Below are 21,879 nucleotides of genomic sequence, written 5' to 3'. Positions count from 1 at the left end.
ACCGACGGCTAAGGCAGTTCTTCAGCCGACGACTGGGTCACTGAGGTGCCATCCCTATAAGTTGTCCCTTCTATCGCGAGAGTTTGGGACCGCTTCCTGCCTGGCAACGGCGAGCGCCGGCGGATATTCACCAAAGATCAAGCGAGCCTGATCGCCTTTCAACAGGCGACAACCGCCTCAACAATTTGCGGATGGTGCGCCCCCAAGGGGCCAATGCCTTGGTGTCAGCAGCTAACGCATAGAGATTTTTGTCACGAGGCGAGAATTCAACGCCAAGCTGGTCACGCTGATTGGCCTGCCTGGCGCGCCTATGCCGACGCCTTCGATGCTGAATTGCTCATCCGGTGCGGCGATCCAAAGCATGGCTTGGCCGTGATGTATTCAGCACTGACCAAGCTTCGAGCCGCAGGCTTCGTCCTTTACGACATGGCGTTCCGCGGAGTTGTCGCGGCAGGACTCGTCGCCGTTGGCGACAATGTCGGAGCCGCTGCCGAGCTTGATCTTGCTCTCGCGCAGTGCGCCAAAACTGGTGAAGGCTGGTGCCTGCCGGAACTTCAGCGCATCAGGGCAGAGCTGTATGCCGCTGTCGGTGAGCGCGATGCGGGCAAAAGACCTGCTGCGGCAAGCTTCTGAACTTGCATCTGTGCAAGATTCGGGGGTTGTGGCTCGCCAGCGTCGAAGCATTCCCCAGCCCGGTAGCGAGCGATGGGCCAGAAGCGCCTAGGCATCAAAGGCCATCTGCTCCGCTCGTTGGCCTGGGCTTCGGCTTCGCGGTTGTAACCGGCGGAGTTATTGGCTCCGGCATCATGCGCAAGCCGATCATCTCGCACAGCAGATCGGCATCGGACCTCTTCTCTACGAGCGTGGGGAAGCTCATCATGTCGTCGGTCATCGATCGTTCCTTCGAATCAGGTTGGCTTCAGCAGCCCGACCTTACTGGGGAACATCGATGAGCGCCCGCGAAGCCGCTCGCTCACTACAGCGCTGTTGAGGGCGCGCGAGCGAGCGACTTCGCTACCGCCGAGCTACACCACTCCAAGGGACACGACCGGCGCGCCCTGAGAGCCTGACTCAAAAGCCCACATTCTGAACAGCCCAAAGTCAGGCAGCCGCGACCGCCTCCCGTCGCGCGTTTCTGCGCAACGCCTCTGCGGGCACGCCGAAGGTCCGGAGGAACGCGCGACGCATGCGTTCGCGGTTCGCAAATCCCGTCTCCTGCGCCACGACGTTAACCGTGTGCCGCCCCTCTTCAACCATGAACCTGGCTGCCTCCAGCCTAAGCCGCTCCACGGCTTTTGCCGGTGACTGGCCGGTCTCAGCCAGAAAGGCACGACTGAACTGGCGGGGGCTGAGACTGGCGACCGCCGCAAGCTCCTCGATCGTGAGCGGATTCCGCAGATTCTGACGGATGTGCGCCAGGACCAATTCGATGCGATCGGACTTCGGCGTCATATCGAGGAGGGCGGAATGCTGTTTTTGTCCACCCATCCGACGCTGGTTCATGACCAGTAGCCTGGCGACCATTTTCGCAGCTTCGGGACCGAGATCATTGTCGATCAATGCCAGGACCAGGTCGATCCCGGCCGTCATTCCAGCCGACGTCCATACCGGACCGTCATTGATGAATATCCGGTCCTCCTCCGCCCTCACATCCGGAAACCGAGCCCTGAAGCTCGCTGCATGGGCCCAGTGCATCGTCGCGCGCCGACCCCTCAGAAGGCCCGCTTCAGCCAGCACAAACGCTCCGCTGCAGATGGAGGCGATGCGCCTCGACGCCTTGGCGGCCTCCTGCACGAACGCGATCATCGTCGCACCGGACGACGGCATGTCCATCTCGGTGATCGAGCCCACGATGACCGTGTCGAAGACTGGATCTCCAAACGCCTCGGTTTCCAGCATCATTCCGGAGGAAGACCGAACCGGACCGCCATGTTCCGACAATAAATGGATGTCGTAGCGCTGGTCGGCCGGGGGCAGGTTCACGATCTCGAACGCCGTCAGCGCCGCAAGGCTCATCAACTGAAACCGTTGCGGCACGATGAACCCAACTCGATGCATATCCACTCCTCGCGTCCGGAATTCGTACACTACCCGAATTTAGTGACATCCACGAGCGCTGATCCGAAACAGCCACTCGACGTCCGCACTCGACAGGCTGCGCGTGGCCCGGACCGACCCATGTCACGAATGGTGGCAAGAACGACCTACGCCGGAAACGCTTGAGCCGCTAAGGTACAAGGAACAAACAGCTCACGTCCCGCCTGACTCAGTTATCGCTCACTTCTCGGGCCGAGGCAGAGAAGAATATTCTTGGCCGTCATCAACGTAGTTCCGCGGCTGCACGGTCAGGTACTCGCAGATACGACTCTCCGGTAAGTCCGCAAGAGGCGAATCTTCTTGCGGCATGATCGTTAATCACGCGCCGACCTCAGCGCCTCCACGAGGAAGTTAGGATGATGCATGTCTTCTGATCCAGGCGAGTTCTCCGAGCACCGTATTCCGCGGGGCGAAGGAAGCCTCTACGCTCGAGATTATGCGGGTGCCGGCCCGGCGTTCGTGCTCATGCACGGCTTCCCCGACAATCTGCACATCTGGGACGATCTGGTTCCGCATTTGGTCACCAGCGGCCGGCGTGTCGTGACGTTCGATTTCCTGGGCTTTGGTGCCTCAGACAAGCCCGCCGGCGCCGCCTATAGCTTTAAGCAGCAACTGGGCGACCTTGAAGCGGTCGTCGAGGGTCTGGACCTGAGAACGATCGTTCCGGTCGCTCACGACTCCTCCGGGATGGCGACGCTCAACTACGCGCTCGCCCATCCGGGAAGCGTCGACTCCGCGATCATGCTCAACTCGGCCTATAGCGAGGACTCCACGGTTCTTTGGCCCGAGATGATCACGCTCTTTGCGACTCGCAGCATGCAGGCCCTTGCAATAGCGATCGCCCAGAGCCCCGAACAGTTAGGCTGGCTGCTGAAATGGCAGCAGAAGAAATTCCTGGACTCCTTGCCTGAGGCGCAAAGACCCCATTTCAGCGCGTTCATCGGTCCGCTGATCAGCGACAACTTCATCGCCCAACCCGGCGCCGGTCCTGCCTTCGTGCAGTTAGCGGCGGAATTCTTCGATGAACACGCCCGAAACGCCAAGCATCTGACGGCGCTCAAGACGCTCGATATTCCGGTCAAGCTGATCTGGGGACAATACGACCCCTACTTCCCCGTCGCCATGGCCGAGCGGCGTCAATCCCAGCTCAAAAATGCGTCCCTCACCGTCATACCGGCGGGCCATTGGCTGCAGGCCGATGAGCCCGCGCCGGTAGCGAAGGCGATGCTGTCATGAGCGGCTATGGACCCGCTTGGATCAAATCGGCCTCAGCGTGCTGGCTGGAGCCCTTATGGTGATCAGTTCCGAGGTTGGGTTTGGCTCAGCCTGCAGGTCAAGCAGCCCCGCACACCGCTAGCCCGCCCGTCATGGAAGTAACCCCCTACTAATGAAGGTTTTGACGACCATGTCAGACGACAAGAAATCCACGACCGTTGACGCCGAAATGAAGGCCGCGGCGGCCCTGACGACGAAGGTGTTGGCGATCGGTAGTTGGACAGCCAAGGCCACGCCGGAAACGCGGCCTCCTGTCATGCCGTTCGAGGCGCGCGACACCATGCGCCTGCAATTGGCTGGCAAGATCGACCAATGGTTCGCCAAGACCGATGGATCCGGCGCCGTGTTCCTGATGAACGTGACCGATCCCGCCGAGGCGCACGCATTGCTCGAGGTGCTGCCTCTTGGCCGCGCCGGCATGATGACGTTCGAACTCATCCCTGTGGGACCGCTTTGGCCCCTCGGCTTACTGCTGCGCGAACCGGCCAGATAGAACCGGCCGGTCCGGCCTCGGGTCGCAAGGCCCGAGCCGGCGCCCTTACGATCCATTTGCAAGGAGAACGGCCATGACCAACCGCAAGACAACGGCAGGCCTCCAAGTCCCGCGCCGCGCATTGCTTGTCGCCGCTACCGGCGTGGCTGCGACGGTCGCATTTCACCGATCAGCGTCTGCGGCCACCAACAAAATCCCCACAGCCCATTCTTCCAGCCCCGAGAAAGGTGCCAGCCCGATGACGACCGCGACAATGAAAGACGGCGCGAAGATCTACTTCAAGGACTGGGGCGCCGGCCCGGTCGTCACCTTCTCCCATGGATGGCCGCTCACCGCGGACGCCTGGGACGCCCAGATGCTGTTCCTGGGGAACAATGGCTACCGCGTCATCGCCCACGATCGCCGCAGCCATGGTCGGTCGGATCAGACCTGGACCGGCAACGACATGGATACCTATGCCGACGATCTCGCCACGCTCCTGGCGACGCTCGACATCAAGGGTGCAACCATGATCGGCCACTCGACGGGCGGCGGAGAGGTCGCGCGCTATATTGGCCGTCACGGCACGTCGCGTGTGTCGAAAGCGGTCTTGATTTCCGCGGTGCCTCCGCACATGGCGCAGACGCCCACGAACCCCAACAGCGCGCCGATGAGCGTGTTCGATGGCCTGCGCTCGAGCCTGGTTGCAGATCGAGCGGGGTTCTTCAAGGAACTGGCGATGCCGTTCTTCGGCTATAACCGTCCTAGCGCGAAGGTTTCGCAGGGGCAGATCGACTCCTTCTGGCTTCAGGGCATGATGGGAAGCCTCCAAGGCGAGTATGACTGCATCAAGGCCTTCTCCGAGACCGACTTCACGGATGACCTCAAGAAGATGACGATCCCAACCCTGCTCCTGCAGGGCGATGACGATCAGATCGTTCCGATCGATATTGCCTCCAGGCGTTCGGTGAAGATCCTGCCGAAGGCGACCCTGAAGGAATATGCCGGCGCCCCGCATGGCATGTGCGTCACCCACGCCGACCAAGTGAATGCAGACCTGTTGGCTTTCCTCAAAGGATGACGGGCGAAGTCATTTTGCCGATCGAGGTGCCGCGTGAAGCCATGGTGGTGCGGCGATGCATGTTCATTCTGAGCGAGGCGGAAGATGAACGAGACACAGTATGAACTTCCGATTCTCGTGACTGGCGCGGCCGGACGAATCGGCTCAGTAGGCCGAATCGTGACGGAACTGCTTCTCGCTCAAGCGATCACCGTCAAGGAACTCTGCACCCGCTATCTCGAAGATCTGAGGAATGGCCTTGTGCTCGGCAAGAGCGGGCGGCCTAAGGCCCGACGATCTCCACCGATGTCGGAAGCATAGAGCGCCACATCTTTCCTCTGCTCGGGCGTCGACGGGTCCGGGATTTGGCCAAGGCCGACATCACCCAAGCCATGAAGGACATCATGGCCGGCAAGACACGCGCCAACGTGAAGACGGAAAAGCTGCGTGGGCGAGCAATCGTGCGTGGCGGAGCCGAACAGCATCTCGGACGATCGGTCTCTTCGGCGGCATTCTCACCTACGCGGTCGAACTCGGCATCATCGAGCAGAACCCTGTGCATGGGTGAGTAAGCCGAAGGACCAGGTCAATGCGATCCGGACCACCGTCTGGCCGGCGGAGACGACCTGGCCCGGCTCGCCGAGCGTGTCGACCACCGTTCCATCGGCGTCCGCCAGCAGGACGGCGTATATCGCCTCATTCTCCGCGACCTTCGCTTCCGCCTCGGCGGCGGCGAGCTGGGCCGTGGCTGTGTCCAGCGCGGCCTTTGCCTGCTCGTAGCGCTGCCGGGGGACCCATCCGTCTTTCAGCAGATTGGCATATCGCCGTTCATCCGGTTGCGTCTGAGCCACGATCGCGCGCGCGCGGCAACAACGGCATTGTGCTTTGCCGTGAGCGCCAGGCGAAGATCGGTGTCGTCGATCCGCATCAGCGGCTGGCCGGCTTTGACCTGCTGGCCGACATTCACCAGCCGCTCGACGATCTTGCCGGGGACGCGGAAGCCGAGATTGCTCTCCACCCTCGCCCCTATGATGCCGGTGAAGCTGCGTTCGGAACCGCTTACCCGCGCTGCCGTCGCCAGCTTGACGACGGGCGGCTCCTGTCTTGGATCGTTCGCGGCGGAAGCCTCCTGCGCGGGATTGGCGAATGTGGCGAATGCCGTCGCCCCTGATACCGCGATCGCCCCTGATCCGGCCAGCAGGACCCCGCCCAGCATAATAACCGATCTCTTTTTCATGCCCGTCAGCCTCATGTCGAATTAGATTGCGTTCGAACTCTATAGGTTATAGATTACGAATGCAATCTAAAAAGGAGATGATGATGCGCGTGAGTCGCAATCAGGCTGAGCAGAACCGGCAAACCGTGATCGATGTGGCCAGCCGGCTTTTTCGGGAGCATGGCTTCGACGGCATCGGCCTGAAGGATCTGATGAAGGGCGCCGGGCTAACCCAAGGTGCTTTTTACAAACAGTTCGCATCAAAGGAGGACCTGGCGGCGCAGGCGTCCAGGCGGGCGATGGAGAGCTCTGCCCACCGATGGGCGGAGGCAACTGCATCGAAACCCGAAGATCCAGTTGGTGCTGTGATCGAGTTCTACCTTAGTAGCGGGCATCGCGGAGAAAGGATGGACGGCTGCCCGGTTGTGGCGCTCGGTTCGGATGCCGCCAGGCAAGGCAGCGACGTCAAAGCGTCATTCGAAACGGGGATCAGGAAATACCTCGACCTGCTCGGCGGTTGGGTTGGCGATGCGCGCCAAGGGGATTCCCGCGACAAGGCCATGGCAATTCTCTCGACCATGGTCGGCGCGGTCATCCTTTCGAGGGCCGTCAATGACGAGGGGCTGTCGGAGCAATTCCTGCAAGCGGCCGCCGAGAGCATACGGGCGGGGCTGGCCGCTGGTCGCCAACGGGGATCGGCCCAATGACAATGGCTTCTCCAACCAAGGGACGACGGGCGTCTTGGCGCCACTGGCTGGAAGAATTGCGCCGGTTTGAGGAGGCGATCGACACCACCGAGCTGGATCTCCTCGAAAGGCGAGTCAGGGAAGCGCAAGTCTCGGAGTTGCGTGCAAGGGCGAGGCAGCAGTGATGCTCACATCTTCGATTGCGAGCTTTTCGGTCGTTTGCACGCCGAGCGGCGAAACGGTCATCCAGCTCGGCTGGCTGCCGGATCCGGGCCAGCCCCGAGCCACACCGGTTGGCACCGGAAGAGTGCTGGAATCGAAAGGAGAATAGATGCGGCGGATTGTTGTTACGGGCATGGGCGCGGTTACCCCCCTTGCCGCCAATGTCGAAAGGTCTTGGTCGCGCCTCCTGGCCGGCCGCTCGGGCATCCGGAGGCTGGCCGACGAGATTGTTGGAGATTTGCCCGCGAAGGTTGGCGGCGTGGTTCCTCTCCGGGAGGAAGACCCGGAAGCCGGCCTCGATGCGAATGCCTTCGTGGCTCCAAAGGATCAGCGAAGAATCGATCGCTTCATTCTCTTCGCGCTGGCTGCGGCGGAAGAAGCGCTTGCCCAGTCTAGGTGGAAGCCGGCCTCGGAAAACGAGCGGGCTCGCACCGCGACGATCATTGCTTCAGGCGTCGGCGGGTTCCCCGCCATCACCGAGGCGGTGCGCACGGTCGATCAACGCGGCGTCCGGCGTCTTTCACCGTTCACGGTGCCGTCTTTCCTGGTGAATCTCGCTGCGGGCCACATCTCGATCCGCCACGGCTTCAAGGGCCACATCGGAGCACCGGTGACGGCGTGCGCTGCCGGCATCCAGGCGATCGGCGATGCGGCCCGTATCATCCGCGCCGATGAAGCCGACATAGCCGTGTGCGGAGGCACGGAAGCATGCATGAACACCGTCAGTCTCGGCGGTTTTGCAGCCGCACGCTCGCTCTCGACATCCTTCAACCACCGCCCCGACCAGGCCTCCCGTCCATTCGACATGTCGCGGGACGGCTTCGTCATGGGCGAAGGCGCTGGCATCCTCGTCATCGAGGAATTGAGCCATGCGCTGGCGCGCGGCGCGGAGCCGCTCGCTGAGGTCGTTGGCTATGGCACGACGGCAGACGCCCATCACGTTACTTCCGGCCCCGAGGATGGCGATGGCGCGCGGCGCGCCATGGAGATCGCGATTGCCCAAGCAGGCATTTCCCCCCGCGAGATCCGCCACCTCAACGCGCACGCGACCTCCACGCCGGTGGGCGACCTGGGCGAAATCGAAGCGATCAAAAGCGTCTTCGGCGCGGATTTCTCGATCGCCGTCAGCGGAACCAAGTCGGCGACCGGACACCTGCTCGGGGCGGCCGGCGGGCTTGGCGCGATCTTCACGATCCTGGCGCTCAGGGATCAGGTGGCACCGCCGACTCTCAATCTGAGTGCGCCCGATCCGGCGGCCGACGGAATAGACTTCGTGGCAAACGAGGTCCGGCCGATGGAGATGGACTACGCGATCGCCAACGGTTTCGGCTTCGGAGGCGTCAATGCCAGCGTGCTGTTCCGGCGCTGGGACGGAGACGGCGCGAACGGTCGAGCCGCTCCCGACTGACGCTTTCGCTCCAGACTTCTCGCTGCTCCAATCCAACCCCAAGAAAGTGATCTCCATGAATAAGACCAATCCTGGCGTCGCCATCGCCACAGGGGCATCCTCCGGCATCGGGCAAGTGACAGCCAAGGCCCTGCAGAATGCGGGCTTTCGCGTGTTCGGAACCAGCCGTCGCGCGGTCTCCAAGAAATCCGACGGCATCACCATGCTGACCTGCGACGTGACCGACGACGCGTCCGTCGCGAAGCTGGTCGACGAGGTGCTGGCCGAGGCCGGGCGCATCGACCTGCTCGTCAACAATGCCGGCATGGGCCTGCTTGGCGGCGCGGAGGAGTCCTCGACCACCCAGGCTCAAGCGCTGTTCGACGTGAATGTCTTCGGCGTCATCCGAATGACCAACGCGGTGCTGCCGACCATGCGACGTCAGGGAAAGGGCAGGATCGTCAATCTGAGCTCGGTGCAGGGGTTCATCCCGGCTCCCTATTTCGCGCTTTATTCGTCGACCAAACACGCCGTTGAAGGCTATTCCGAATCGCTCGACCACGAACTGCGGCCGTTCGGAATTCGCGTCGCATTGGTCGAGCCGGCCTATACCCAAACGTCGTTCGAAGACAATCTGGCCAGACCTGACCAGGTGCTCGACATCTATGACGCCGCGCGTGCCGGCATGGCCGTAGCCGTGCGGAAGGCGATGGAAAAAGGCGATACGCCCGAAGTGGTCGCCAACACCGTTCTGGCGGCCGCGACCGACCCTACGCCGAAGCGGCGCTATGCGGCGGGAAAAATGGCGCGCCAGGTCAGTGTCCTGCGCCGCTTCGTCCCCGCATCCGCATTCGACAAGAGCCTGCGAAAGCAGCTTGGCCTGCCGGTCTGACGTGGCGGCGGTTTACGCACGACAGGACATCCCATGAAGATAGGAATTATTGGGGGGGGGCAACATCGGCGCCGCCTTGGCGCGGAAGCTTGCGGCGCGCGACCACGAGGTCAAGCTCGCCAACTCGACGGGGCCAGACACCATTCGTGATCTGGCCCGCGACGTTGGGGTACCGCCGTGATGAAGGAGGAAGCTGTGCGGGGCGTAAGTGGCAAGGCCATAGGCGTACGCTCCGCCAAGCTCGTAGTTGTCGAAACCGACAATGGCCATGTCCTGCGGCACGCGCAGCCCAAACTGGCCCCGGATTTCGTCGAGCGCACCAATGGCCAGGATGTCGTTCTCGCACATGAGAACATCGACCCTGTCCTTGGCCTGCGTATTCTGAAGATAGTCGCGAACGACGTCGGCCCCGGCCTGGGCGCTGTACCGTTCGGCCGAGATCACCGCGATCTCATCGACGCGGCCGGCGCCGGGAGATGACGATCTTGGCGCTACGTACGTTGTCGGCGATGAACTCGCTTTGGTAGCATTCTGCCGTACCATCGCGCAGACATTAGGACTCAGCGAAGTCGTCGCCGGTCCCGCTTGAGCGCGAGGCCGACAACCATTTCGACCATATGCCGCTTCAACGCATCCTGGCCTCTTGCGTCGAACAGATCGTGGCCGAAAATGCGCGAGAAGGTGGCACGGTTCGAGACGTTGAAGAAGCTCATCGCGCTGATGTGCCAGTGCAGTTCGAGCGGCGTCACGTCGTCACGAAACAGGGCCGCTTCGCGGCCGCGCCGGCAGATCGCCTCCAGCTTCTGGATGGCGCCTGCATTGAGCAGGCTTATCAGCTCCGACTGCCCCATATATTCGGCGTGGTGTATGTTTTCGATCATGACGATACGGATGAAGTCCGGATGTCGGCTGTGGTGTTCGAAAGTGAACTCGGCCAGTCTCGTCAGCGCTTCGAGCGGCGGCAGATCATCAAGCTCGAGTTCCTGTTCGCCGGCACGGACCTCCCGGTAGGCCTCTTCCAGAACCTTGCCGTAGAGTCCTTCCTTGTCGCCGAAATAATAGTAAATCATGCGCTTCGACGTGTTCGTCTTGGCCGCGATCTCATCGATGCGCGCGCCCGAGAGGCCGTTGGCGGCAAACTCCGTCATCGCCACGGCAAGAATGTTCTTGCGCACGCCCGCCGGATCCTGCTTCCAGCCGCTTCGCCCGCTTGCCGGTTTTTCGTCCATGATAGGCCCAATTCTCCCACCGCAGGGTTACCCTAGCGCGGGTTGTTTGCAAATTAACCGTTTCGTACAAAGTTGTTGACGAAATTAACCGAACGGTACAAAGTTCTGGTGATGCCGGGAGGACCTTGCCAGTGGCATGGCGGCATCGGGAGGTCGGATTGGCATCAGTTTCCGCCAGCTTCGGGGCCGATCGGCATGCCGCCGCCGATCCGCGGCGCATTCTGGTCGGCTTGATCGGGCGTGGCATCCAGCTATCGCGAACGCCGGCAATGCATGAAGCCGAGGGGAGGGCGCGAGGGATCGCCTACATCTATCGCCTGCTCGACGCCGATCGCATGGGCGACGGCGCCCTGCGGCTGGACGACATACTCGCTTTCGCCGCGCATTTCGGCTTCGACGGGCTGAACGTCACATTCCCCTACAAGCAGGAGATCATTCCGCTGCTCGACGAATTGTCGGAGGCGGCGGAAAGGATCGGATCTGTCAACACGGTCGTTTTCAGCGGCGGTCGCCGCATCGGGCACAACACCGACTTCTGGGGTTTCAAAGAGAGCTTCCGGCTCGAGATGGCGAATGCGGAGCGCGATACCGTTTTGCTGCTTGGCGCAGGCGGAGCGGGCGCCGCGGTTGCTCAAGCCCTTCTCGAAAGCGGCGTCGGGCAGTTGCGGCTCTTCGATATCGAGGAAGCCAAGGCGGCCGCGCTCGCCGCAGAGCTGACGTCTCGGTTTGGCGCCAACCGCGTGACGGTTGCCTCCGACTCCGTCACGGCAGCGGCGCGGGTCGACGGGATCGTCAATGCGACGCCGGTCGGCATGGCCAAGCTGCCTGGTATCCCCCTCCATCCAGCGCTGCTAAGGCCGGATTGCTGGGTTGCCGACATCGTCTACTTCCCTCTGGAGACAGAGCTGCTCTCCGAGGCGCGGCGGCGTGGCTGCCGCACGCTGAGCGGCGAGAGCATGGCGGTCCATCAGGCGGCGCGGGCCTTCGAGCTTTTCACCGGCATCGTGCCCGACATCGATCGAATGCGGGCAGCATTCGACGCCTTCGGCGACACGCCCGTTCCGCATTCGGCGAGCGGCGACTGACGCAATCAGGAACAAGGGAATAGAACAGGGAGGATAATATGACTTTCAACGCAAACCGACGCCAGTTTCTTGTCGGCACCGGTGCCATAGCGGCCGCCGCGGCCTTTCCGGCCTTTGCGCAGGACAAGCCGAAGCTGCGCTTCTCGGCGGTGTTCTCCGAGCAGGACATCCGCGCCGAGATGATGAAAAAATTCGCCGACGCCATCAAGGACGACTTCACCTTCGAAGGCTACTACGGCGGCAACCTCTTCAAGCAGGGGACCGAGCTTGTCGCCATGCAGCGCGGCAACCTCGAAATGGGCAACATCGCCCCGCAGGACGTCTCCAAGCAGATCCCGGCATGGTCCATCGTCACCGCGGGTTATCTGTTCCGCGATGCGGCGCACATGCGAAAATTCTTCGCCAGCGAGTCGGGCGCGGAGTTGAAGAAGATGACCGAGGACCAGCTCGGCATAAAGGTGCTCGGGCCTACCTACTTCGGTGTGCGCCAGTTGGGCCTCAAGCCCGACAAGGAGGTCAAGACACCGGCCGACTTAGCCGGCGTCAAGCTCAGGATGCCTGGCGGCGACGCCTGGCAGTTCCTCGGCAAGGCGCTGGGCGCCAACCCGACCCCGATGGCCTATGCCGAGGTCTATACAGGCCTGCAGACCGGTGCGATCGACGGGCAGGACAATCCGCTGCCGAATGTCGAGAACATGAAATTCTACGAGGTGATGTCACAGATCGTGCTGACGTCGCATCTCGTCGGCTTCGATCTTCTGGCCGTCTCCAAGAAAGTGTGGGACGAGATGGGAGCCGACAAGCAGGGGCGGCTCCAGGCCGCGGCCGACGCGGCCATCGAGTTCTCGACCGGCAAGCATCTGGCACGGGAAAAGGAATTGGTCGAGTTTTTCAAAGGCAAGGGGCTGAAGCTCTATGAGCCAGACGTCGCCGCCTTCCGCAAGCACGTGCAAGAGCAGTATCTGGCGTCCGACCTGGCGAAAGACTGGCCGGCCGGCATGCTGGAGAAAATCAACGCGCTCTGAACCGATCCGGCTCCAGGGTGAATACCGTGGAGCCGGCGCCGCCACGCCGCCGCCGTGAGGGACCAATCTTGAACGCCAATCCGCGCGAAATCGCCGGCCGACTCTATCGCCTCGCGGAGGCCGTGCTGGCCGCCATGATGGCGCTGATGTTTGCCGCGTTCATCCTGCAGATCGTCTTTCGCTATCTGCTGAATTTCCCGATCGGCTGGACCAACGAGCTCAGTGTGATGCTGTGGATTTGGCTGGTGCTCTGGGGGGCCGCCTTCGTGATCCGGGAGGAAGAAGAGATCCGCTTCGACCTCTTCTACGCATCGGCAGGACCAGGCATCCGCCGCGTCATGTTCATGACGGCGGCCGTGGCGCTCATCGTGCTCTACACGATCTCGTTGCCAGCGGTGTTCGATTACGTGACCTTCATGAAGGTCGAGCACACCGCCTACCTGAAGTTCCGCTTCGACTGGCTCTTCTCGATCTATCTTGTCTTTGCCGTCGCGACCCTGATGCGCTACCTGTGGCTTTCTTGGCAGGCAGCCTTCGGTCCGGCGCCTGAGAAGCCGGATCCGACACAAATGGGGTCCGGCACGTGAACCTCGCCAGCCCCTTCTCCCTGTCGGTCATCGCGATCACGACACTGGCCTTTCTCGGTCTGCCGATCGGCCATGCCATGATCGCCGGCTCGATCCTTTATCTGCTGCTTGCCGGGCTCGACATGGGCACAGTTGCCGAACAGTTGCTGAACGGCATGTATGCCAACTACATCATTCTCGCCGTGCCCCTTTTCGTGCTGGCGGCCGAACTTATGAACATCGGCTCGATGACCGAGCGGCTGCTGCGCTTCTGCAATGCCATTGTCGGCCGCTTTCGCGGCGGCCTCGCCTTCGTCAACATTGTCCAGGCGATCATCTTTGCCGGCATGTCGGGCTCGGCTATCGCCGACGCCGCCGGGCCCGGCAAGCTGATGCAGAAGATAATGACCAAGGACGGCAAATACCCGCCGAGCTATGCTGCCGCGCTCTCCGCCGCGACGGCGGTGATCGGACCGATCATCCCGCCCTCGATCCCGATGGTCGTCTACGCCCTCGTCTCCGACGCCTCGATCGGCTACCTCTTCCTCGGCGGCGTGGTGCCCGGCTTGCTGATGGCGGCGGGTCAGATGACCATCGTCGCCTATCATGCCCGCGTCCACGGCTTTCCGGTCGAACCGCCGACGCCGCTGCGCGAGATGCCGCGCATCACCTGGCAGGCGTTGCCCTCGCTGATGATGCCGGTGGTGTTGCTGGGCGGCATCTACAGCGGCGCAACCACGCCGACGGAGGCGGCCGCCGTCGCCGGCGCCTACGCCTTGCTGGTCTCGGTCGTCCTCTATCGCAGCGTCAGTTTCGCCGATTTCTACCGCTCGGTGCTGGTGAGCGCCCGCACCAGCGCCTCGATCGGCATGTTGATCGGCGGTGCGCTGGTGTTCAACTATGTGGTGACCGTCGAGAACATCCCGCAGTCGGTGAGCGCGTTGCTGCAGGCCTGGCAGCTATCGCCCACAGGCTTCCTGATCCTCGTCAACATCCTGCTTTTGCTGCTGGGCTGCGTGCTGGAGGGAACGACCATCCTGCTGGTCATCGTGCCGGTGCTCATCCCGACTGCGCGGGCGCTGGGCATCGATCTGGTGCATTTCGGCGTGGTGGTCGTCGTCAACATCATGCTTGGCCTCGTCACGCTGCCTTATGGCCTGCTGCTCTTCATCATGGCCAGGATCGCCGAAGTGCCATTTAGGGACCTGGTGCGCAATGTACTGCCTTTCCTCGGGGCAATGATCGGCTCGCTGGCGCTGATCACCTTCTTTCCGGGGCTTGTGCTCTGGCTACCGCGCTTGCTCGGCTATCAGGGGTGACAGGGAGCTTCGGAATGAAATCAATCTTTGTGATCAATGGCCCGAACCTCAACCGCCTCGGGACACGCGAACCTGAGATCTACGGCAGGACGACGCTCGCCGAGATCGAGGCTATGTGCCGCGAGGCGGCCGGCGAACATCCGCTCCGCTTCCACCAGTCCAATTTCGAGGGCGAGGTCGTCAACTGGATCCACCAGGCGATCGACGACGGCGCCGGCATCGTCATCAATCCGGCCGGGTTCTCCTTCACCTCGATTGCCATTCTCGATGCGCTGAAGATGTTCGCCGGGCCGATCGTCGAGCTCCACATTTCCAACATCCACCGGCGCGAGGAAATCTATCACCGCTCGCTGGTCTCGAAGGTCGCGACCGCCGTCATCGCCGGTCTCGGCCCTCGCGGATATGCGACGGCCGTGAAATCGCTGAAGGAATTGATCGACGCATAGCGGCTCCATCACCCGCTCGCGGAAGCGGGCGAATGAACGAACTGGTTAGTATAGACCGGCATGACTTTTAACCATCAAAGGGGAAGGAGATCGCATGTGCCCTCCAGGATGCCTTCACTCGATCTGCGAAAATGCGACGCGCAGAGGCTTGCTCAAAGCCGGATTTACACTTGGGCTTGGCGCGGCGGCGGTCGCCGCGCTTCCGGCAGTGCCGCCGGCCCAAGCGGCGCCGATCAGTTTCACCGATACGGTCGACCTCTCGCACGCGCTCTATGAGGGCTTTCCGACCTTCAGCGGTGAGAAATGGTTCACCGTCGAACATCTCGTCACCTTTGCCAAGGATAAGGTGAACCTCAATCGATGGACGATCGTCGAGCATAGTGGCACGCATATGGACGCGCCGATCCACTTCTCCGCAGATGGAATGACGGCGGATCTGATCCCGATCGCGGATCTGATAGTCCCGGTCGCCATCATCAACATCGCAGCGCGTGCGGCCGAGAATGCGGACACGGCGTTGACCCCGGACGACATCAAGGCCTGGGAATCGAAGAACGGTCCCCTGCCGGAAGGCTGCTGCGTGGTGATGAACTCCGGCTGGCACAAGTTGGTCGGCGATCCAAAATTCGCTGGCAGAGACGATCAGAAGAAGAACCACACCCCTGGTTTTCATGTAGAGGCCGCGCAGTTTTTGATTAACGAACGCAAGGTGAAGGGTATCGGCGTCGATACCCTCTCGCTCGACACCGGCTTAAACTCAAGCGGAGCTTTTCCGGTCCACTACGAATGGCTGGGCAGCGGCCGTTGGGGCGTGGAGTGCCTGGCTAATCTCGATGCGATCCCGGAAGCCGGCGCACGTCTTTTCCTCGGCATTCCGAAGGTTAAGGGCGCGACTGGTGGACCAACGCGTGCCATCGCGCTCCTTTGACGCGCCAACAACGATGAAGACCTCCATCGCCACCGTCTCGATCAGCGGCGACCTTCGCGAAAAGCTCGCAGCCATAGCCGCGGCCGGATTCGATGGCGCGGAGATCTTCGAGAACGACTTCCTGGCTTTCGACGGTACGCCGGCCGAAGTGGGACGGATGGTTCGCGATCATGGGCTGGAAATTACGGTCTTCCAGCCATTCCGCGATTTCGAAGGATTGCCGGAGCCGCAAAGACAGCACGCCTTCGACAGGGCCGAACGCAAGTTCGACCTGATGCGGGAACTCGGCACCGACCTGATGCTTGTCTGCTCCAACGTCTCGCCAATGGCGCTTGGCGGCATAGACCGGGCCGCCGCCGACTTCCGCGAACTGGGCGAGCGCGCGGCGCGCCGGGGCCTGCGCGTCGGTTACGAAGCGCTGGCTTGGGGGCGCCATATCAACGACCACCGCGACGCATGGGAGATCGTGCGCCGCGCGGACCATCCGAGCATCGGCCTCATCCTCGATTCCTTCCACACACTGGCGAGAAAGACCGACGTCGGGACCATCCGCGCCATCCCCGGGGACCGCATCTTCATCGTGCAGCTTGCCGACGCACCTCTGATCGACATGGACCTGCTCTATTGGAGCCGCCATTTCCGCAACATGCCGGGAGAGGGTGACTTGCCGGTCATCGACTTCACGCGGGCGGTAGCGGCGACAGGCTACGACGGGCCTTTGTCCCTGGAGATCTTCAACGACCAGTTCCGTGGCGGCTCGCCGAAGTCGATCGCCATGGATGGAAGGCGCTCGCTTATCTACCTGATGGACCAGGTGCGCCGCGCCGAGCCTGGAATTGCAATCGATCCGCCGGAGATGCCGGACCGCATCGGCGTTTCGGGCATCGAATTCATCGAGTTCGCGGCCAACGAGCAGGAAGGCGAAGAACTGGCGGCGCTTCTCTCGACCATGGGCTTTTCGCTGTCCGCCCGCCACAAGAACCGCGACGTGACCGTCTGGCGGCAAGGTGGCCACCGTGGCGTCAACATCGTCATCAACACCGGACACGATGGTTTTGCCCATTCCTCCTATGTCGTGCACGGAACCAACGCCTATGCGATGGGGCTGAGGGTTGCCGATGCCGCGGCGACGGTGGCGCGGGCAAGGGCGCTTGGCGCGGAGACCTTCTCCGAGCAGCGCGGTCCGGGCGAATTCTCTATTCCCGCCATCCGCGGCGTCGGCGGCGGCGTCATCTATTTCGTCGACGATACGCTCGCCAAAGTCTGGGACGTCGAATTCGATCCGCTGCCGCAAACAGGCGACACGGGCTGCGGCCTCGTCGGTATCGATCATGCCGCCCAGACGATGAACTATGAGGAGATGCTCACCTGGCTCCTTTTCTACACCTCCATCTTCCGAACTCGAAAATTGCCAGTGGTCGACGTCGTCGATCCGAGCGGTCTGGTGCGAAGCCAGGTCGTCGAGGGCTCAGATGGCGGACTGCGGCTCACGCTCAACGGCGCCGAAAGCCGCAAGACGCTGGCGGGCCGTTTCATCGCCGATAGCTTTGGCTCCGGCATTCAGCACATCGCCTTCGCCTGCGATGATATTTTTGCCACGGCGGGTCGGTTGAAACCGCTTGGCTTCCACGCGTTGGAAATCTCGGCGAATTACTACGATGATCTTGAAGCCCGCCTGGGCCTGGATCCCGATCTGACGAACCGCTTGCGGGCCGGTAACATCCTCTACGACCGGGACGAGACCCGCGAGTATTTCCAGCTCTACAGCCAAAACTATGGCGAGGGCCTTTTCTTCGAGGTCGTCGAGCGCCGAAAAGGCTACAAGGGCTACGGCGCCGTCAATGCACCCTTCCGCATCGCTGCTCTGAAGCGACTGCTGCCACCGAGCGGAATGCCGAGGTGATCGGGGGACATTCGATATCGACGAGTCCTCACCCAGGGAAGGCCGTCCGGGCGCGCAAGACCCGTTACGCTGCCGGCAAATACGTCAAGCCCATGATCGCTATCCGCAAATGGTTCGGCGGCCGCATGTTCGACCGGATCACCATGAGCCAGATGCGATAAACAAGCCCAGAATGGGCCGCTTGGCGGCGGCCCATTGACGATGTGAATTACAGGAGAACAGATCATGGGTGCAACTCCCGCTGAGGTAGCAACCTGCGGAATAGTGCCTCTTCGCCGGGCCACCGAATCCGCTCTCTGGCTAGCCGCCCCGAAAGCCGACTGTCCGTGTCCGACCCCATTTTCGATCAAGTTGAGCGTTGCTCACGTGGGCAGCGCTCAACCTTCTATTTCTTAACTCGTCCATTGGAAGCTGATGCTTTCACGCTCATTTGCCCGAATCTGCGGGTTTGCGGCGACATGGCTCCCTCAAACTCAGGTTCTCAGCGCTTACGCCGCTCAGCCTGAACGCGTTTCAGCTAAGCATGGTGTGGCGCTAAGTTCTTGTCCTGCAATTGGAAATTGGCGCACCCGACAAGATTCGAACTTGTGACCTCTGCCTTCGGAGGGCAGCGCTCTATCCAGCTGAGCTACGGGTGCTTCCCGGGGGACCGGAAAACGAACCGGCCGGTGAGCCGGCCAGCCACGGCTTCTTAGCGGAAGCGGCGTCGGGCTTCAACGGGCAATTGGCGATTGTGCGGGGGTGGGTGATTGTCTGGCCGATAGGTTGTCAGATAGGGCGCTCCCCTCTCCGTCTCGGGCTTCGCCCGAGCCACCTCTCCCCACTGCGTGGGGCGAGGAACTGGCCTAACCCTCCACCCCCACCTTCGCCGTCTTCCGCCGCACCGCCCGCGTCGCGCGTTTCACCTTCTTCGCCGCGGTCAGCTCGTGCATGGCGTCGAGCTGCATCTGCTGCATTTCGGCCAGGCGCTGCCATTGGCGCGAGATGAGGTAGTCGAGCTTTTCGTGCAGGTGGCGCACTTCCAGCTCGGCCTTCAGGTTCACCCGGTAATCGTTGAAGGAGCGCAGCCGGTCTTTGGCTTCCTGGCGCTTCTGGCTCATCATGATCACCGGCGCCTGAATGGCGGCGATGCAGGACAACACCAGGTTGAGCAGGATGAACGGGTAGGGGTCGAAGGCGCTGGTCGCGCTGGCGACCAGGTTGATGCCGATCCACAGCAAAAGCACCGCCGCGAAAGAGATCAGGAACCACCAGCTGCCGCCGAACTCGGCCATGGTGTCGGAAACGCGGTCGGGGAAGGAGCGGTGCTCCTCATATTCCTCTTCCGAGTTCTCAGAGATCGTGTCCTGCTTGGCGATCGATTCCACCACCTGGCGGTCGAGCTCGGAGAATTCGCCGTGCTCCTGCTGCAGCAGTTCCTCCATGTAGCGCATGCGGTAGCGGCCGAGCTCCTCGCGGCTGATGCGGGCGCCGCGCGGCAGGTCGGGATGGTCGGAGCGGATGCGGTCGGCGAGGCTGGGCCTCAGATCGTCGATGCGCACCAGGTCGCGCTTGCGGAATTTGCGCCCCGAGATCGCCGAGGGTTTCTTCTTGGGCTTGATCCGGGAGGTGCCCGGAACATGCGGTTCGGCCTGCGGCTCGGAATCCGGCACCTCCGGCGCTTCGAGGATCTCGTCGGCGGCTGCCTGCGCATCCTCCGGCACGGTCTCCGCCTCGAGATACTCGCCGGCGACGTCGTTCTCGTCGTCGGCCTGGATTTGCGCGGATGCCTTCGGGTCGCCTGCCATGGTCGCTGCTCCTGTTCGAGGCTTTGCGGGTACGATACGCCAAGCCGGCGCGGCATATCCATGGTCAGTGTGAAGAGTGTGTGACCGAACAAGTTCTTGTGATGGGGGGCGGGCTGTTGAGGCAATCGCATAGGTCGGCGCAGCCCCTCATCCGGCCGCTACGCGGCCACCTTCTCCCCGCCGGGGAGAAGAGGTGGGCACCGGCGCTGACAATCTCCTCTCCCCTGGGGGAGAGGTCAGCCGAGCGAAGCGGAGGCTGGGTGAGGGGGAGCGCCGCCGGCGATTTCACGCCCCCACTGGCGCAATCGTCTCTGCCGCCTGGCCTTGATCCGCATCAAACTGGCCCCTGTGGCGGGCCTGATAGGCAGACTATATCGAAATCAGGCCTGAGCGTTCAGGCTCCCGCCACTTGGGCGCGCGCGGCGCCCTGCAAAAGAGGGATCGCCACAATGTACAAGAAAATCCTCATCGCCACCGACGGCTCCGAACTCGCCCAGAAGGGCGTCGCCCACGGGCTGGAGCTGGCCAAGGGCCTCGGCGCCACCGTGGCCTTCGTCACCGTCTCCGAGCCGTTCCCGGCGCTGGCCTGGGGCGGCGCCATGGCCGGCTATGTCGCCGCCGACGAGCTGGTCAATTACGAGGAGAGCGCGCGCAAATATGCAAGCGAACTGCTCGGCAAGTGCAAGGCCGAGGCGGATGCGAAGGGGGTCGGCGCGAAGACCCTGCATATCGAGAACCGCACCCCCGCCGAGGCGATCCTCGAGGTGGCCGCCGGCGAGGGCAGCGACATCATCGTCATGGCCTCGCACGGCCGCCGCGGGCTGGGACGGCTGGTGCTGGGCAGCCAGACGGCGGAAGTGGTGTCGCTGACCGAGATTCCGGTGCTGGTGGTTAGATAGGCAACGGCAGCGCGGCCTAAGAAAGAGAAACGCCGCGTTCCTTCGCCCCCCTCTCTGTCCTGCCGGACATCTCCCCCTCAAGGGGGGAGATCAGCCGTCACGACCGCCTTCGCCAATCACAGACGTTTGCAAGACGAGCGCCGTCGCCAAAGCTGCCAATCTCCCCCCAAGTGGGGGAGATGGCCGGCAGGCCAGAGGGGGGCGCTGTCCCGCCGACGTCTAAAATTTTCCCCCGCCGCCTACTGCGTCTGCAGCAGCGGCGCGCCGGGCGAGGCCAGATCCGGCGACGGAAAATCGGACGCCGTCGAACCCGGCGCCGCCGAGGCGGGCGTCGGCTGCTGCGGCGGCAACCCTGGCAACGCCGAGTCCGCCGGTGGAAGCAGCGGCGGCGAGGCCGGCTGCTGGCCGGAATACATCAGCCTGGGCTGGTTTGCATCGGCGATCGCCGGTCCGAGACTCCGCTGGATCAGCGCCTCGACATGGTCGTTGCGCTGGCGCGCGGTGTCGGCGCCCATCACCACCACGATCAGATGCCGCCCGTCGGCATTGTAGGAGGTGACGATGTTGTAGCCGGAAGCCCTTATGTAGCCGGTCTTGATGCCGTCGACGCCGCGCACCCGCCCCAGCATGTCGTTATGGCCGCGCACCAGCCTGCCGCGGAACATGAAGTCGCTTTCGGAGAAATAGTGGAAATGCTGCGGGAAGCGCTTTTCCAGCGCCATGCCCAGCACCGCCATGTCGCGCGCCGTGGTCACCTGGCCGTCGTCAGGCAGGCCGCAGGCGTTGCGGAAATTGGTGCCGCTCATGCCGAGCGAGCGCGCCTTGGCGGTCATCATGGCGGCGAACTGATCCTCCGAGCCGCCGCCCAGATATTCGCCCACCGCCACCGCCACGTCGTTTGCCGACTTCACCACCATGGCGCGGATGGCGGAATCGACGTCGATCGTCTCGCCACGCCTAAAACGCAGTTTTGTCGGCGGCTGCGAGGCGGCGTGGTCGGAAACCGGGATCCGCGTTTCCTTGGTCACCCGGCCGCTCTCCAGCGCCTCGAACAGCATGTAGAGTGTCATCATCTTGGTCAGCGACGCCGGATAGCGCTGCGACCGCGAATTGACCTCGAACAGGGTCTTGCCGGTCAAGGCGTCGACCACGATCGCCGCATATTTCTGCGGCTGCGCCGGCACGGCAAGCACGCTTTCAGGCGGTGCCGCCGTCGTGCAGCCGGCGACCAGCGCGAGCAATGCCAGTACGGCGATGAGTTTCTGGAGGAGAGGGAAGGTAGGGGGCAAGACTGTTCTAAAACTGTTGCTGAGACGCGGCGAAACTAACGTAACCCATATGCCGCGTCCAACTGGTTAACGGACGCAAGAAGGCATTTGCCCAGG

General features: G+C 62.6%; 19 protein-coding genes, 1 tRNA gene and 5 pseudogenes. 17 read left to right on the top strand and 8 right to left on the bottom strand.

Features of this window, described 5'->3' with window-relative positions:
- The first annotated feature begins 213 nt into the window (after positions 1-213).
- Positions 214-633, top strand: a complete 420-nt coding sequence (locus tag EJ072_RS12900) for a hypothetical protein (RefSeq protein ID WP_126080036.1) — start codon at positions 214-216, stop codon at positions 631-633.
- Positions 634-727: 94 nt separating this feature from the next.
- On the opposite strand, the gene EJ072_RS35945 is transcribed toward EJ072_RS12900, so the two are convergent.
- Together EJ072_RS35945 and EJ072_RS12895 are read right to left on the bottom strand one after the other, a co-directional pair.
- Positions 728-892: a hypothetical protein gene (locus tag EJ072_RS35945; protein WP_189343299.1), complete on the bottom strand. Its 165-nt coding sequence runs from the start codon at positions 890-892 to the stop codon at positions 728-730.
- A gap of 209 nt (positions 893-1,101) precedes the next feature.
- Positions 1,102-2,058: a GlxA family transcriptional regulator gene (locus EJ072_RS12895; RefSeq protein WP_126080035.1), complete on the bottom strand. Its 957-nt coding sequence runs from the start codon at positions 2,056-2,058 to the stop codon at positions 1,102-1,104.
- A 402-nt stretch (positions 2,059-2,460) separates the two neighbouring features.
- Between EJ072_RS12895 and EJ072_RS12890 the strand changes: the two genes are divergently transcribed.
- The 4 genes and pseudogenes from EJ072_RS12890 to EJ072_RS12875 all read left to right on the top strand — a co-directional run.
- Positions 2,461-3,333: an alpha/beta hydrolase gene (locus tag EJ072_RS12890; protein ID WP_126080034.1), complete on the top strand. Its 873-nt coding sequence runs from the start codon at positions 2,461-2,463 to the stop codon at positions 3,331-3,333.
- 169 nt (positions 3,334-3,502) lie between these two features.
- Positions 3,503-3,865 (top strand): hypothetical protein, encoded by a 363-nt coding sequence (locus EJ072_RS36370; protein WP_245463134.1) that lies wholly within the window; start codon positions 3,503-3,505, stop codon positions 3,863-3,865.
- A 238-nt stretch (positions 3,866-4,103) separates the two neighbouring features.
- A complete protein-coding gene (locus EJ072_RS12880) occupies positions 4,104-4,925 on the top strand; it encodes an alpha/beta hydrolase (RefSeq protein WP_126083611.1) in 822 nt (273 codons plus the stop codon).
- 84 nt (positions 4,926-5,009) lie between these two features.
- Positions 5,010-5,492, top strand: a pseudogene (locus EJ072_RS12875) (hypothetical protein); the annotation flags it as partial.
- 8 nt (positions 5,493-5,500) lie between these two features.
- Here the strand turns inward: EJ072_RS12875 and EJ072_RS12870 are convergent.
- Positions 5,501-6,141, bottom strand: a pseudogene (locus tag EJ072_RS12870) (efflux RND transporter periplasmic adaptor subunit); the annotation flags it as partial.
- 83 nt (positions 6,142-6,224) lie between these two features.
- Here EJ072_RS12870 and EJ072_RS12865 point away from each other — a divergent pair.
- From EJ072_RS12865 to EJ072_RS36725, 4 genes and pseudogenes are all read left to right on the top strand, one after another.
- Positions 6,225-6,827, top strand: coding sequence for a TetR/AcrR family transcriptional regulator (locus EJ072_RS12865; RefSeq protein ID WP_126083610.1), 603 nt, complete (start codon positions 6,225-6,227; stop codon positions 6,825-6,827).
- A gap of 310 nt (positions 6,828-7,137) precedes the next feature.
- Positions 7,138-8,436 carry a beta-ketoacyl-ACP synthase II gene (gene fabF / locus EJ072_RS12860; protein WP_126080032.1) on the top strand — a complete coding sequence of 433 codons (1,299 nt, stop codon included), beginning with the start codon at positions 7,138-7,140 and terminating at the stop codon, positions 8,434-8,436.
- A gap of 55 nt (positions 8,437-8,491) precedes the next feature.
- Positions 8,492-9,307 carry an oxidoreductase gene (locus EJ072_RS12855; RefSeq protein ID WP_126080031.1) on the top strand — a complete coding sequence of 272 codons (816 nt, stop codon included), beginning with the start codon at positions 8,492-8,494 and terminating at the stop codon, positions 9,305-9,307.
- A gap of 33 nt (positions 9,308-9,340) precedes the next feature.
- Positions 9,341-9,514 (top strand): annotated as a pseudogene (locus EJ072_RS36725) (NAD(P)-binding domain-containing protein); the annotation flags it as partial.
- Here EJ072_RS36725 and EJ072_RS36720 read toward each other — a convergent pair.
- A pseudogene (locus EJ072_RS36720) lies at positions 9,512-9,760 on the bottom strand (substrate-binding domain-containing protein); the annotation flags it as partial. The pseudogenes EJ072_RS36725 and EJ072_RS36720 overlap by 3 nt on opposite strands.
- A 107-nt stretch (positions 9,761-9,867) precedes the next feature.
- Positions 9,868-10,536, bottom strand: a complete 669-nt coding sequence (locus tag EJ072_RS12845) for a TetR/AcrR family transcriptional regulator (protein ID WP_126080030.1) — start codon at positions 10,534-10,536, stop codon at positions 9,868-9,870.
- A gap of 158 nt (positions 10,537-10,694) precedes the next feature.
- Here EJ072_RS12845 and EJ072_RS12840 point away from each other — a divergent pair, with 158 nt between their 5' ends.
- From EJ072_RS12840 to EJ072_RS12810, 7 genes are all read left to right on the top strand, one after another.
- Entirely contained in the window at positions 10,695-11,621 is a 927-nt protein-coding gene (locus EJ072_RS12840; protein ID WP_210211645.1) for a shikimate dehydrogenase, read from the top strand.
- A gap of 38 nt (positions 11,622-11,659) precedes the next feature.
- Positions 11,660-12,646: a TRAP transporter substrate-binding protein DctP gene (gene dctP, locus EJ072_RS12835; RefSeq protein WP_126080029.1), complete on the top strand. Its 987-nt coding sequence runs from the start codon at positions 11,660-11,662 to the stop codon at positions 12,644-12,646.
- Between the two features lie 68 nt (positions 12,647-12,714).
- Positions 12,715-13,233: a TRAP transporter small permease subunit gene (locus EJ072_RS12830; protein ID WP_348525911.1), complete on the top strand. Its 519-nt coding sequence runs from the start codon at positions 12,715-12,717 to the stop codon at positions 13,231-13,233.
- Entirely contained in the window at positions 13,230-14,531 is a 1,302-nt protein-coding gene (locus EJ072_RS12825) for a TRAP transporter large permease (protein WP_126080028.1), read from the top strand. The genes EJ072_RS12830 and EJ072_RS12825 overlap by 4 nt, the downstream gene beginning before the upstream one ends.
- Before the next feature lie 14 nt (positions 14,532-14,545).
- Entirely contained in the window at positions 14,546-14,977 is a 432-nt protein-coding gene (locus EJ072_RS12820; protein WP_126080027.1) for a type II 3-dehydroquinate dehydratase, read from the top strand.
- A 148-nt stretch (positions 14,978-15,125) separates the two neighbouring features.
- Positions 15,126-15,905, top strand: a complete 780-nt coding sequence (locus tag EJ072_RS12815) for a cyclase family protein (protein WP_210211644.1) — start codon at positions 15,126-15,128, stop codon at positions 15,903-15,905.
- Between the two features lie 13 nt (positions 15,906-15,918).
- Entirely contained in the window at positions 15,919-17,808 is a 1,890-nt protein-coding gene (locus EJ072_RS12810; protein ID WP_126080025.1) for a sugar phosphate isomerase/epimerase and 4-hydroxyphenylpyruvate domain-containing protein, read from the top strand.
- Positions 17,809-18,369: 561 nt separating this feature from the next.
- Here the strand turns inward: EJ072_RS12810 and EJ072_RS12800 are convergent.
- Both EJ072_RS12800 and EJ072_RS12795 read right to left on the bottom strand, forming a co-directional pair.
- A tRNA-Arg gene (locus tag EJ072_RS12800) sits at positions 18,370-18,446 on the bottom strand.
- A gap of 207 nt (positions 18,447-18,653) precedes the next feature.
- Complete coding sequence (locus EJ072_RS12795) at positions 18,654-19,595, bottom strand: DUF1003 domain-containing protein (RefSeq protein ID WP_126080024.1); 942 nt, start codon at positions 19,593-19,595, stop codon at positions 18,654-18,656.
- A gap of 449 nt (positions 19,596-20,044) precedes the next feature.
- Between EJ072_RS12795 and EJ072_RS12790 the strand changes: the two genes are divergently transcribed.
- Positions 20,045-20,494 carry a universal stress protein gene (locus tag EJ072_RS12790; RefSeq protein WP_126080023.1) on the top strand — a complete coding sequence of 150 codons (450 nt, stop codon included), beginning with the start codon at positions 20,045-20,047 and terminating at the stop codon, positions 20,492-20,494.
- Positions 20,495-20,892: 398 nt separating this feature from the next.
- Here EJ072_RS12790 and EJ072_RS12780 read toward each other — a convergent pair.
- A pseudogene (locus EJ072_RS12780) lies at positions 20,893-21,783 on the bottom strand (D-alanyl-D-alanine carboxypeptidase family protein); the annotation flags it as partial.
- Between the last annotated feature and the right edge of the window lie 96 nt (positions 21,784-21,879).

The sequence above is a fragment of the Mesorhizobium sp. M2A.F.Ca.ET.046.03.2.1 genome, from assembly GCF_003952425.1.
In the GTDB taxonomy this organism is placed as follows: Bacteria; Pseudomonadota; Alphaproteobacteria; order Rhizobiales; family Rhizobiaceae; genus Mesorhizobium.
This window is presented reverse-complemented; position numbering and strand designations above follow the sequence as displayed.

Coding starts and splice junctions, on each gene's coding strand:
- EJ072_RS12820 (WP_126080027.1), top strand. CDS start 14,546: ATGAAATCAATCTTTGTGATCAATGGCCCGAACCTCAACCGCCTCGGG.
- EJ072_RS35945 (WP_189343299.1), bottom strand. CDS start 892: ATGACCGACGACATGATGAGCTTCCCCACGCTCGTAGAGAAGAGGTCC.
- EJ072_RS12865 (WP_126083610.1), top strand. CDS start 6,225: ATGCGCGTGAGTCGCAATCAGGCTGAGCAGAACCGGCAAACCGTGATC.
- EJ072_RS12790 (WP_126080023.1), top strand. CDS start 20,045: ATGTACAAGAAAATCCTCATCGCCACCGACGGCTCCGAACTCGCCCAG.
- EJ072_RS12795 (WP_126080024.1), bottom strand. CDS start 19,595: ATGGCAGGCGACCCGAAGGCATCCGCGCAAATCCAGGCCGACGACGAG.
- EJ072_RS12810 (WP_126080025.1), top strand. CDS start 15,919: ATGAAGACCTCCATCGCCACCGTCTCGATCAGCGGCGACCTTCGCGAA.
- EJ072_RS36370 (WP_245463134.1), top strand. CDS start 3,503: ATGTCAGACGACAAGAAATCCACGACCGTTGACGCCGAAATGAAGGCC.
- EJ072_RS12855 (WP_126080031.1), top strand. CDS start 8,492: ATGAATAAGACCAATCCTGGCGTCGCCATCGCCACAGGGGCATCCTCC.
- fabF (WP_126080032.1), top strand. CDS start 7,138: ATGCGGCGGATTGTTGTTACGGGCATGGGCGCGGTTACCCCCCTTGCC.
- EJ072_RS12845 (WP_126080030.1), bottom strand. CDS start 10,536: ATGGACGAAAAACCGGCAAGCGGGCGAAGCGGCTGGAAGCAGGATCCG.
- EJ072_RS12895 (WP_126080035.1), bottom strand. CDS start 2,058: ATGCATCGAGTTGGGTTCATCGTGCCGCAACGGTTTCAGTTGATGAGC.
- EJ072_RS12900 (WP_126080036.1), top strand. CDS start 214: ATGCCTTGGTGTCAGCAGCTAACGCATAGAGATTTTTGTCACGAGGCG.
- EJ072_RS12890 (WP_126080034.1), top strand. CDS start 2,461: ATGTCTTCTGATCCAGGCGAGTTCTCCGAGCACCGTATTCCGCGGGGC.
- EJ072_RS12880 (WP_126083611.1), top strand. CDS start 4,104: ATGACGACCGCGACAATGAAAGACGGCGCGAAGATCTACTTCAAGGAC.
- dctP (WP_126080029.1), top strand. CDS start 11,660: ATGACTTTCAACGCAAACCGACGCCAGTTTCTTGTCGGCACCGGTGCC.